This is a genomic window from Acidimicrobiales bacterium (assembly GCA_036273495.1).
Classification (GTDB): Bacteria; Actinomycetota; Acidimicrobiia; order Acidimicrobiales; family JAJPHE01; genus DASSEU01.
Map to the genome: position 1 here is coordinate 1 of DASUHN010000393.1, position 11,302 is coordinate 11,302.

Here is an 11,302-nt window from a genome sequence, read left to right on the forward strand (position 1 = left end):
GTCGTCGTACTCACGCCTGGCCTTGGCAGCATCGGCGGCAGTGGCAAAGCCCCGCCGCGTCAGCTGGCGTTCCTTCTTGGTGATCGGGTCGTAGCCGAGGCTGACCTTGAAGTACCACTTCCCGCTGCGGTCGCGGTAGACGCCCGGGGGACGCTTCATCTTCTTCCTCCACTCCGTGTGGCAAGGCCCTAAGAAGGGCATTGCTTCTCAATTGCTTCTCACGGAGGGCACTTCGTTGCCCCGGTGGAGGAGGAGATAGCCCATGACCTGGACTTTCTCAGCGCGCTCGGAGGGATTCGAACCCCCAACCTTCTGATCCGTAGTCAGATGCTCTATCCGTTGAGCTACGAGCGCCGGTTGGTGAACAGGGGATTCTAACGGGCCGGGTCAGGCGGCCGGCTCGGCCCCCATCTCGACGCCGGCGGCCAGCGCGACCTCCCGGCGGTTGGTGCGGATGTAGCCAACGGTGAACCACATGAGCGAGCCGATGATCACCCAGCCGATCGGCGGGGCCAGGGCCAGGAAGGTGCCGGTGGGCAGGGCCAGGGCCAGGATGGCGCGGAGGACAGCCTCGCCGAACAGGCCTACCCCCCAGAGGAGGGTCAGGACCCGCACGACCCGGCGGGCCTGCTCCTCTCCCCAAAGCGTCTCGAAGTCGGCGATGGCGCCGGCCCCCTGGCTCGAGGCCATGGCCCGGCCGAGGTGGAAGATGAACGGCCGCTGCGACACGACCAGGCTGATCAGGAAGACCAGACCGAGGATCCCGCTGATCAGGGACTCGCGCATCTTGAGCACCAGCTCGCTGCCGTGGAGGGCCACGACGGCTATCAGCCCGATGACGAGCCCGAACAGGGCGATGCCGGGGATGACCTCGAGGCGGCGGCGCCAGGCCCAGTTCCCGAGAACCCAGAGGGCCGGGACGATCGAGGCCAGGGCCAGAGAGGTGGCGTCGGCCAACCCGTTGCGGTGGGCCAGTTGGTAGACGAGGAAGGGCGCCAGCCCACCCGCCGCCACCTGGGGCCCGAGGATCCGCGGCCGGAGGGCACCGAGGATCGGGTCCTCGGGCTGGCTCGCCGCGGGTGCTGACGACACGGTCTCCATTCGGCCTCCCCACGAACCGATCGGTCCAACCGGCGGCCCAGGCTATCGGGATCCGCCCCGGGCGCCTCTGGCGACGCCTGGCATGCTGACCGCATGCCTGTTCTGACGCCCCCGTCACCCCGGAGCTGACCCGGATGCCCCCTCTCACCGGGATCCGGGTGGTGGAGCTGGCCGAGGGCATGGCCGGTCCCTACGCCGGGAAGCTGCTGGCCCTGATGGGGGCCGACGTGGTCAAGGTCGAGCCTCCGGGCGGAGACCGGGCCCGGCACACCGGCGCACTGGTGGGCACCGCCGGCCCCGAGGACGAGCGGCGGGCCCCCTTCCTCCACGTGAACACCGGCAAGCGCTCCGTGGTCGCCGACGTCGAACGGCCCGACGACGCCTCGATGGTCCGCGGTCTCATGGCCGGCGCCCACCTGGTGCTCACCAGCTCGCCCGCCGGTCACCTCGAGCAGCACGGCCTCGGCTACGAGGAGACCGCGCGGGCCAATCCCGCGGTCACGTTCGTGAGCGTCACGCCGTTCGGCCTGGCCGGGCCCTACGCGGGATACAAGGGGGCCGAGATCGTCAACTACGCCCTGGGTGGGGCCATGTCGTCGACCGGCGTGGCGTCACGGGAGCCGATCAAGCTCGGGGCCGAGCTGGGCCAGTACCAGTGCGGGACGCTGGCCACCCTGGCCGCCCTCGGAGGTCTCGGTGTGGCCGAGGCCTCCGGCCGCGGGGTGCACGTCGACCTCGCCCAGATCGACAGCCAGCTGGTCTCGATCGACCGGCGGATGACCTACCTCCTCTACTACGCCTACACGGGAAGGGACGCGCCGAGGAGTGAGGGGCGCCGGCTGGGCGCGCTCCCCGCCGGCATCAAGCTGGCCGAGGACGGCCACGTCTGGATCTCGACGATGCCCCAGTGGCTGCCGCGGATGCTGAAGGTCCTGGAGGCGCCGGAGCTGGCGCCCCGCTACGCGGCGCCGGACGCCATCACCGACATGGAGCTGGCCGAGCTGACCGACGTGGCCGTGACCACCTGGGGCGTGATGCGCACCCGCCAGCAGGCCATGGACGACGCGCAACGGGACGGCTGGCCGGTGACGGCGGTCAACACGCCGGCCGATCTCCTGGAGGACCCGCACTTCCGCGCCCGCGGCTATTGGCAGAGCATCGACCATCCGGTGGCCGGGAAGCTCACGTACCCGGGCCCGCCGGTGAGATGGCCGGACGGAGGTGCACCTCTCGGTCGGGCACCGCTTCTCGACGAGCAGGGCGAGGAGCTGCGTGCCGAGGCGGGGGCGCAGCCGCCGGCTCCTGGTGCGCCTCGTTCCGGGGAACGGCGGCTGCCGCTCGAGGGGGTGCGGGTGCTCGATCTCACCGTGGTCTGGGCCGGGCCCTACGCCACGACCCTGCTCGGCGACCTCGGGGCCGAGATTATCCGGGTGGACAACCCGTGGGTGTGGCCGACCAGCACCCGCGGGCTGTTTCCCCGGCCCACGCCGGAGCTGGTGCCGATCCTGGGGCCGATCTTCGGGGGCTACCCCGACATGGACGCGGGGAAGCGGCCGTGGAACCGGGTGGCGCTGTTCACGGCCCATGCCCGCAACAAGAAGTCGGTCACCCTGGCCCTGCAGAGGCCGCTGGGGCGGGAGACGTTTCTCCGCCTCGCCGAGCAGTGCGACGTGCTCATCGAGAACAACTCGGTCGACCTGCTCGACAAGCTCGGGATCGGGTGGGACGAGGTGTCGGCCCGCAACCCGCGCCTGACCATGGTCCGCCTGCCCTCGGTGGGCCTCGACGGTCCCTACCGCAACTACCTGGGCTTCGGTGTGAACTTCGAGTCGCTGTGCGGCCTCACCGCCATACGCGGCTATCCCGACGCCGATCCCGCCGAGACGGACCCCGTGTTCCACATGGACACCGCCAGCGGTGCCATGGGAGCGGTCGCCGTCGTGGCGGCGCTCCGGGAGCGGGACCGCACCGGCCGGGGAAGCCTGGTGGAGCTGTCCCAGTGCGAGAACATGATCAACCACATCGGGGAGCTGGTCGTCGAGGCCTCGGCCACCGGCGTGCGCCACGAGCGCCTGGGTAACCGCCATCCCGAGCGGGCGCCGCAGGGCGTCTACCGCTGTCGCGACGCGGCGGTGGGGACGGCCGGCGCCGGTGGGGTGGGCGCCCACGGGACCGACCGGTGGGTGGCCATCTCGGTGGGTTCCGACGAGGAATGGGCCGGGCTCCGGACGGCCATGGGCGAGCCCGACTGGGCGGAGGACTTCCGGTTCACCTCGGCCGCGGGCCGGCGCGAGCACCACGACGCCATCGACGGCGGGATCTCGGCGTGGGCGAAGGAACTGACCCACTACGAGGCGTTCCACCGCTGCCAGGAGCACGGGGTTCCGGCCGGACCGGTGCTCACCGAGTCCGAGTGCTACGCCGATCCCCACCTCCGGGCCCGCGGCCTGTTCCGGGAGAACGGCAGCCCGGAGATCGGCACCCACGAGTACGCCGCCCACGCCTTCCGGTGGGACGGTCCGCCGCTGGCATGGGGACCGATCCCGGTGCTGGGGGCGGACAACGACGAGATCCTCCGCGGCGTGGTGGGCCTGAGCGAGGAGGAGTACGCCGCCCTGGAGCAGGACGGACAGCTCTGCGGCGACTACCTGGGGCCGGACGGCCAGTCGCTATAGGAGCTATCCCGGCCGCACGGCGTGGGCGTGCAGCACCTGCGCCATGGCGGCGGTGAGCCTGCGCGCCGTCGGCAGGTGCAGGAACTCGTTGGGGCCGTGAGCGTTGGAGCCGGGCCCGAGCACGCCCGTCACCACGAACGCCGCCGAGGGGAAGCGCCGGCCCAGCATGGCGATGAACGGGATCGACCCGCCCACGCCCGTGCGGGCCGGCGGGTTCCCGTAGGTCGAGCGTGACGCCTCGTCGAGGGCGCTCCCCAGCCACACCGGGTCGGCGGGCGCGTCCCAGCCGTCCTCGGCCGCCTCGACGCGGACGCCGACCTGTGCGCCGTACGGAGGATCGGCCGTGAGGGCACGCACCAGCGCCCGGGCGGCGGCGGCCGCTTCGCACGTCGGGGGCACCCGGATGGCCAGCTTCACCGCCGTCCGAGGGCGAAGCACGTTTCCCGCCACCCCCACCCCCGGCAGCCCTTCCGCCCCGGTCACGGCGACCGCCGGGGCCCACATGGATGCGACGAGGGCGTCGAAGGGGGAAGCCACCTGGGGGCGTGCTCCGGACACCAACGGGAAGCCGCGAGCGTGGTCCCCCATGGTGGCGGCCAGCCCCCCCAGCTGGGCGGCCCGGGCCGGGGGGATGTCGACGTGCATCTCCGGGAGCAGGACGGCGCCCGATTCGGAGTCCTCGATGCGATCGAGCAGCCGGCGCAGGATGCGGAACGACGACGGGACGATCCCGCCGGCCAGGCCGCTGTGCACGCCCTCGGTCAGGATCTGCACGTCCAGGACGGCCACGACGATGCCCCGCAGGGACGTGGTCACCCACAGACGGTCGTAGGTGGTCGAGTCGGAGTCGAGGGCCACGACCAATCCCGGTGTCCCGATGCGGTCGGCCAGGGCGTCGAAGTAGGCCGGCAGGTCGGGGCTGCCGCTCTCCTCGCTGGCCTCGATGAGCACGACGCAACGGTTGTGCTCGCCTCCTGCGCCACGCACCGCCTCTATCGCACCCAGGGCGGCGAACACGGCGTACCCGTCGTCCGCCGCCCCTCTCCCGTACAGTCGATCTCCTTCGACCACCGGTTCCCACGGCCCGAGGCCGTCCCGCCACCCCACCATCTCCGGCTGCTTGTCGAGGTGGCCGTAGAGCAGGACGGGATCGTCGTCCCGCCCCCCGCCGGTGGAGGGAACCTCGACGAGCAGGAGCGGGGTGCGCCCCGGCAGGCGGAGGACCTCGACCGCCAGACCGGGGATGGGCCGGCCGGCGCACCAGCCCCGGACCAGCTCCACGGCGCGGTCCATGTGCCCGTCCTCGGCCCAGGTCGGGCAGTAGTCGGGACTGACGTTCGGTATGCGGATGTAGTCCCGGAGGACTGGTACCGCCTCCTCCGCCCACATGCGCTCGGCGTGGATGGAGGCGGCGGCGGGGTCGAAGGCGGCCACCCGCCCATGCTCGCGTGGAACCGTCGGGGCCGGCCTATCCCTGGCGCTTCAGGCGGCCGGTGCGCTTGGCCCACCGCTCCGCTGCCGCGAAGGCGTACAGCGACAGCGGCACCATCACCGCCCCGAACACGGCCAGGACCACGAGAGTGCCGAGCTGGCCGACGAGTCCCCGCCCGTCGATCAGCGCGCTCCTGATGCCCCGCAGGATGTAGGTGGCGGGGGAGATCCGGGCGACCGTCTGCAGCCACCCAGGGAGCACGTCGACGCCGTAGTACACGCCCGAGACGAGCAGGACGGCGGCCTGCATCATGAACGACATCTGCTCGCCCCGCTCGGGGTAGAGCATCGGCAGGATGCCGGTCAGGATCCCCAGCCCCACCAGGCTGAAGCTGCCGACCATGATCACCGCCGCCGCCGCCGGCCACGACGCGTGGGCCCAGCTCACGTGGAAGAAGGGCAGCGAGCACGCCAGGATCAGCAGGGTGCGCAGCGTGGCGTGCAGCACGCCGAAGGCGGACATGCCGATCAGATGTACGGCGCGCGGCACCGGCGCCATAAGGGTGTGCTCGATGGTGCCCTCCCACCGCTCCCACGTGATGACCAGGCTCATGTCGTCGAGGACGGCGGACAGGTAGGCCCACACCAGGGTCCCGATCAACAGGAACAGCGTCAGCCGGGAGATGCGGTCCGGGCTCACGATGCCGGTCCGGCCCGCCTCCTTGGCGATGAAGGTGATGGCGAGGGTGTTGACGACGCCGTAGACGACCCACACCACCTCCCACAACCAGTACCGCTTCCACAGGTTGGTCTGGCGCTCCACGAAGGCCCACCCGAGGGCAACCCGGCGCGGGGCGGGCCGGCGCAGCACACCCTCAATCGTCGACACGCTCACGCTCCTCCTCCTCGTCCTCCTCGATGTCCCGGCCGGTCAGCTCCATGAACACCGTCTCCATGTCGGTCTCCTCCACCGGCCGGTCTCCGGCCACCTGCTTCCGGAGCTGCAGCGGGCTCCCCTCGGCGACGATCCGTCCGGCCACGATGAAGGCGATCCGATCGCACAGCAGCTCGGCCTCCTCCATGTCGTGCGTGGTGAGCAGGATCGTCGTGCCGTCGTCCCGGCGGACCTCGCTCACGAAGGCCTGCACCTCCCGCTTGCTGCGGGGATCCAGACCGGTCGTCGGCTCGTCGAGCAGCAGCAGCCGGGGGCGGGTCAAAAAGGCGCGGGCCACCGCCACCTTCTGCTGCTGACCCCGCGACAGGTGCAGCATGGGCTCCCGGGCCCGCTCGCCGTCGAGCCCGAGCCGCTCCAGGATCTCCACGCTGCGCCTGCGGATCTGCGGTCCCGCCATCCCGTAGGCGCGCCCGAAGAACAGCAGGTTCTCGAGCGGCGTCATGGGCCGGAAGAACGAGGGGTCGGCCGACACCCGGTTGAGCAGCGGGCGCACGGCCAGCGGCCGGCGCACGGCGTCCATCCCGAAGACCCGCACCTCACCCGCGTCAGGCAGCAAGAGGGTCGACAGGATCCGCACGAGCGTGGACTTGCCCGACCCGTTGGCGCCGATGACCCCGAAGATCTCCCCCGGCGCCACCGAGAAGCTCACGTCGTTGACCGCCACATGGGTGCGGCGACGACCGGTCCCCGCTGGTCCCGACTTCCGGGCGAAGCGACCCGTTCGCTTCCGGAACACCTTCACGAGCCCTTGCGCCTGCAGAGGCGGGGCGTGCCCGAGCCCACTCGTCCTGCTCATCCGTTTCTCCTCTCACGTGATCGCTCCAGCCCACCGGCGGCGTGGCGCGCGCCATGGGCTTCCCGTCGACAGCCCGGCAGTCGTGCCGGCCAGCCGAGGAGGGGGCGGTCCCCGAGCGCGGAGTTAACGGATGCCTGTCACGGGCCGGACCGTACCAGGGGTCCTCTGGAGGTTCCGGCGAATTTCCGTGGCCGTCTCTACGATGCCCCGCCATGCCCCCGCCGGCCGCCCTCACCCAGCGGGAGGCGCGCTGGTTGGCCCTGTCCGCCCAGGGCCTGGACGCGTCCCGGCGCCCGCGTACCCGTCCCGCCGGCGCCAACCAGCTGCGCCGGGTGATGCAGCAGCTGGGGACCATCCAGCTCGACGCCGTCAACGTCGTGGAACGCACGCAGTTCCTGGTCCCGTTCAGCCGGATCGGCGCCTACGACCCCGCCGGCCTGCGGCGGATGTCGGAGCCCGGAGGCGCCTGGTTCGAGTACTGGGGCCACGCCGCGTCGCTGATGCCGATCGAGCTGCAGCCGCTGCTGCGCTGGCGGATGGCCTTCCGGCGGGGGGACACGCCCTGGGGTGCCGCCTGGTTCGCCCGACGGAAGGCGTGGCGGGACGAGCACGCCGACTACATCGCCGCCGTGCTGGCCGAGATCACCGAGCGGGGCCCGCTGGCGGCGTCACAGCTGTCGGACCCCCGCCGCCGGGCGGGTGAGTGGTGGGAGCGGCGCAGCTCCGGGCGCCTGGCCCTCGAGTGGCTGTTCGGGGCCGGGGACCTGGCGGCGTGGCGCAGCCCGGGGTTCGAGCGGATCTACGACCTGACCGAGCGGGTCATCCCCGCCGCCGTCCTCGACATCCCCACGCCCCCGGAGGAGGAGGCCCAGCGCGAGCTGCTCGCTCTGGCGGCCCGTTGTCTGGGCGTGGCCACAGTCGCCGATCTGGGCGACTACTTCTGGGTCCGTCCCGCCGTCGCCAAGCTCCGGGTGGCGGAGCTGGTCGAGGACGGCCGGCTGGTGCCGGTGTCGGTCGAGGGCTGGAGCCGCCCCGCATACACACTGCCGGGCGCCCGGCCCCGCCGGCCCCGCCGCGGGCACGCCACCCTCCTGTCCCCGTTCGACTCGCTCATCTGGACGCGCGACCGCACGGAGCGGCTGTTCTCCTTCCACTACCGCATCGAGATCTACGTCCCCGAGCACCTGCGCAAGCACGGCTACTACGTCCTGCCCGTGCTCCTGGGCGACGAGCTGGTCGGTCGCGTGGCCCTGAAGAGCGACCGGCGGGCCCGGGTGTTGAGGGTGGAGGGTGCCTACGCCGAGCCCGGCGTCGACCGCGCCGCGGTGGCGGAGGCCGCCGCCGGCGAGCTGGCCGCCCTCGGTGCCTGGCTGGGCCTGGAAGGCACGGTCGTGGCCCGCCGGGGAGACCTGGCTGCCGCCCTCGGCCGGGCCGTGCGGAACAGGTAAGCGGCCCGACCCTTCCCGCCCTCGACCGTCGCCTCCACCCGGCGGAGCCGGGGGCGCCGGTGCTACACATGGCCGATGCGGTTCGGGATCTTCTTCGAGCTTTCCACTCCCCGCCCGTTCGGCCCGGGCATCGAGCGGCAGGTCTACGACAATGCCCTCGAGCAGGCGAGACTGGCGGACGAGCTGGGCTTCGACTGGGTGTGGTGCGTGGAGCACCACTTCCTCGAGGAGTACTCGCACTGCTCGGCACCCGAGGTGGTGCTGGCGGCCATGGCGGCGCAGACCAACCACATCCGGGTCGGCCACGGGGCGGTGGTGTGCGTGCCGGAGATCAACCACCCGATCAGGGTGGCGGAACGGGCCGCCGCCCTCGACCTGATCTCGGGCGGGCGGCTGGAGTTCGGAACCGCCCGCTCGTCCACGTGGACCGAGCTGGGCGGATTCATGGTGGACCCCGACGACACCAAGAAGACGTGGGACGAGTTCGTGCGCGTGCTGCCCCGCATGTGGGCCGACGAGCCCTTCTCCTACGAGGGCCGCTCCTTCTCGATGCCGGAGCGCAACGTGCTCCCGAAGCCGGTGCAGAAGCCGCACCCGCCGATGTGGGTCACGGTGACCAGCCCCGGCACCGAGCTGGACGCGGCCGAACGGGGCCTGGGCTGCCTGGGGGTGGCGGCCACGACCTACGCCGAGCAGGAGCGCCGGACCAGGGAGTACCACCGCCGGGTGCAGAGCTGCGACCCCGTGAGCACGGTGATCAACGACCAGGTGACGACGCTGAATTTTCTGTACTGCCACGAGGACCCCGACCGGGCCGCCGCCACCGGCATGCGCATGGTGCAGCTGTTCGGCCTGACGAACTCCCACCTCCTCTGGACCCGGGAGGCCTATCCCACCCGCGCCTACCAGTCCCTCGGGAACCTGGCGCCGGGCGGCAGCTCGGATCGCTCCGGTCCGGGAGATCCCCGGGGGATACCGGAGGGCATCGGCGTGGGGGACCCCGACCGCCTCGTCTCGGTCATCCAGCGGTGGGAGTCGATCGGGGTAACCGGGATCAACTGCTTCGTCAACGCGTGCGAGACCATCGCCCAGGAGGAGGTGCTGGCGAGCATGCGGCTGTTCGCCGCTGAGGTGATGCCGAAGTTCCGGGAGGCGGCGTCGGTTTCGGGCGGGACCGGGGCGTGCTGAGCGGCACCGCCAATCTCGAGGACCTCGCGGCGCGGGCGCCGGTGATGTCGTCCCTCGAGACCGCGCCCGTGACGCTCGACGACGTCGAGGTCCTGCAGGCGACGTTCGAGCTCCCGTACTCCTCGCGGGAGTCACTGCTTCCTGCCGGCCTCCACCCGACCACGCCCCCGATGCTTGTGCTGCTCGCCTGGCGCGTCCCGGCCAGCCCGTGGGGCCCGTTCACCATGGCCCAGGCCCGGGTGTCATGCCGTAGCGGGGTGCGGCCTCGAGGGTTCGTGGCCGGATGTCTCGCCGACACGCCGGAGGCCGCTTCCGGCCTGGCCGGAGCGTGGGGCCTGCCAGCGGTGGAGGCCCGGGTGACGCTGGAGCGTCGCTACGACCGGGCCGAGCTGGTGGCCGAGGGTGCGGACGGCCCGGCCGCCCACCTCGTGGCTCTCGACCCCGACCCGATGTCACCCGACGACGTCCAGTTCACGGTGACCACCACCCTGGCGACCACGCCGCGGGGGCTGCGACTGGTCCAGGTCGAGCCGGAGTACGAGCTGCGCCGGGTGGAGCGGATCCGTCCCCGCCTGCTGGCCTTCGAAGACGGAGGGTGGGGTCAGACGGGGCTGCGCCCCTACCACCCCGTCTCGGCCACGGTGGCGGTGGGCCGGGTGACGGTCCCACCGCTCCGCTTCCTCTCCCGCCCCGACGTCACCGCCTTCGAGGGGACCGAGAAGGTCTGACCGCGGCCGGCGGCCGGAGTCCGGTGCCGGGCGCTACACGAGCCGGAAGCTGACGCCTCCGATGACCTGCTCCTCCCCCGCCCGGGACCGGTCGGTCGTCTGGAGGGAGATGGCGGCCAGACCCGGTCCCCGGTCGTCGCGGGGCTTGACGAAGCGGAGGAGGCCGGCATCGAGCCCGAGCACCGCCGACCCGTCGGGCCCGTCCACGGGATCCACGCCCAGCACCCGGCCCCACCGCCGGGCCATGTCGTAGGGGTCCTCGGACTGGATCTCGGCGGCGGTGAACCCGCCGACCACCTGGCTGTTCACATGGGCCTTCCAGTCCGGTCCGGCCCAGGGCCAGTCGTCGGAGGGGTCGGCCTCGTCCAGCGACATGATGGCGCCACCGATGTCGGCAGGATGCAGGTGCATCCCCCGGATGCCCGGGACGGCGCCCTCCCACACGATCCGCAGCCCGAGGTCGGTGACCCGGATCCGGGCGGCGTCGAGGTCCGGAACCTGCACGATGACCATGTAGCCGCCGTCCCCGCGCCGCCGCTCCAGGTACCGGCCCGCAGCGGTGTCGGGCTGAGCGGGGCTCACCACCTCGAGGAATTGGTCACCGACCGGCAGGACCGCGTTTACGAGCCCGAAGGCCGCCACTCCGGGGTCGCGGTAGGCGACCTCGATGCCCAGGGCGGAGGTGAGCTGGGCCACCACCGCCTCGAGATCGGCGGCCACCAGGACCAGCTGGCGAAGCTTCACGCGGAGAGGGAGGGATTTGAACCCTCGGACCTGCGGTCCTTCATGAAGGAGAGGCTAGCCAAATGTCCAAGCGGGCGGATACAGCAACCCTGACGCAGTACCTGGAGTGGATGCGGGACGTGCGGAGGCGCTCACCAGCGAGCGTCTACAGCTACCGACGGACCCTCATTCTGTGGCTCCGCCACATCGACCCGACACCCCTCGTGGCCGCCACGGTGGCCGATGTGGATGCGTTC

9 protein-coding genes and 1 tRNA gene are annotated in these 11,302 nt (G+C 72.0%); 4 read left to right on the forward strand and 6 right to left on the reverse strand.

The annotated features are described in order from the left end of the window. Window positions 1–281: 281 nt before the first annotated feature. Together VFW24_17170 and VFW24_17175 are read right to left on the reverse strand one after the other, a co-directional pair. Window positions 282–354 (reverse strand) — tRNA-Arg (locus tag VFW24_17170). A gap of 33 nt (window positions 355–387) precedes the next feature. Next, window positions 388–1,092 carry a VC0807 family protein gene (locus tag VFW24_17175; GenBank protein ID HEX5268502.1) on the reverse strand — a complete coding sequence of 235 codons (705 nt, stop codon included), beginning with the start codon at window positions 1,090–1,092 and terminating at the stop codon, window positions 388–390. A 143-nt stretch (window positions 1,093–1,235) separates the two neighbouring features. Between VFW24_17175 and VFW24_17180 the strand changes: the two genes are divergently transcribed. Next, window positions 1,236–3,776 (forward strand): CoA transferase, encoded by a 2,541-nt coding sequence (locus tag VFW24_17180; GenBank protein ID HEX5268503.1) that lies wholly within the window; start codon window positions 1,236–1,238, stop codon window positions 3,774–3,776. A gap of 3 nt (window positions 3,777–3,779) precedes the next feature. Here the strand turns inward: VFW24_17180 and VFW24_17185 are convergent, their stop codons facing one another. From VFW24_17185 to VFW24_17195, 3 genes are read right to left on the reverse strand one after another with little or no spacing between them, the layout of a single operon-like run. Next, entirely contained in the window at window positions 3,780–5,210 is a 1,431-nt protein-coding gene (locus VFW24_17185) for a M20/M25/M40 family metallo-hydrolase (protein ID HEX5268504.1), read from the reverse strand. Window positions 5,211–5,244: 34 nt separating this feature from the next. Next, window positions 5,245–6,096, reverse strand: a complete 852-nt coding sequence (locus tag VFW24_17190; protein HEX5268505.1) for an ABC transporter permease — start codon at window positions 6,094–6,096, stop codon at window positions 5,245–5,247. Further along, complete coding sequence (locus VFW24_17195) at window positions 6,083–6,958, reverse strand: ABC transporter ATP-binding protein (GenBank protein ID HEX5268506.1); 876 nt, start codon at window positions 6,956–6,958, stop codon at window positions 6,083–6,085. Before VFW24_17195 ends, VFW24_17190 begins: the two co-directional genes overlap by 14 nt. Window positions 6,959–7,170: 212 nt before the next feature. Between VFW24_17195 and VFW24_17200 the strand changes: the two genes are divergently transcribed. The 3 genes from VFW24_17200 (at window position 7,171) to VFW24_17210 (ending at window position 10,322) form a co-directional block, all read left to right on the forward strand. Beyond that, window positions 7,171–8,406: a crosslink repair DNA glycosylase YcaQ family protein gene (locus VFW24_17200; protein HEX5268507.1), complete on the forward strand. Its 1,236-nt coding sequence runs from the start codon at window positions 7,171–7,173 to the stop codon at window positions 8,404–8,406. Between the two features lie 75 nt (window positions 8,407–8,481). Next, window positions 8,482–9,594 (forward strand): LLM class flavin-dependent oxidoreductase, encoded by a 1,113-nt coding sequence (locus VFW24_17205; protein HEX5268508.1) that lies wholly within the window; start codon window positions 8,482–8,484, stop codon window positions 9,592–9,594. Next, complete coding sequence (locus VFW24_17210; GenBank protein ID HEX5268509.1) at window positions 9,588–10,322, forward strand: hypothetical protein; 735 nt, start codon at window positions 9,588–9,590, stop codon at window positions 10,320–10,322. The genes VFW24_17205 and VFW24_17210 overlap by 7 nt, the downstream gene beginning before the upstream one ends. A gap of 33 nt (window positions 10,323–10,355) precedes the next feature. Here the strand turns inward: VFW24_17210 and VFW24_17215 are convergent, their stop codons facing one another. Then, complete coding sequence (locus VFW24_17215) at window positions 10,356–11,066, reverse strand: VOC family protein (protein ID HEX5268510.1); 711 nt, start codon at window positions 11,064–11,066, stop codon at window positions 10,356–10,358. Between the last annotated feature and the right edge of the window lie 236 nt (window positions 11,067–11,302).

Coding starts and splice junctions, on each gene's coding strand:
- VFW24_17180 (HEX5268503.1), top strand. CDS start 1,236: ATGCCCCCTCTCACCGGGATCCGGGTGGTGGAGCTGGCCGAGGGCATG.
- VFW24_17195 (HEX5268506.1), bottom strand. CDS start 6,958: ATGAGCAGGACGAGTGGGCTCGGGCACGCCCCGCCTCTGCAGGCGCAA.
- VFW24_17200 (HEX5268507.1), top strand. CDS start 7,171: ATGCCCCCGCCGGCCGCCCTCACCCAGCGGGAGGCGCGCTGGTTGGCC.
- VFW24_17205 (HEX5268508.1), top strand. CDS start 8,482: ATGCGGTTCGGGATCTTCTTCGAGCTTTCCACTCCCCGCCCGTTCGGC.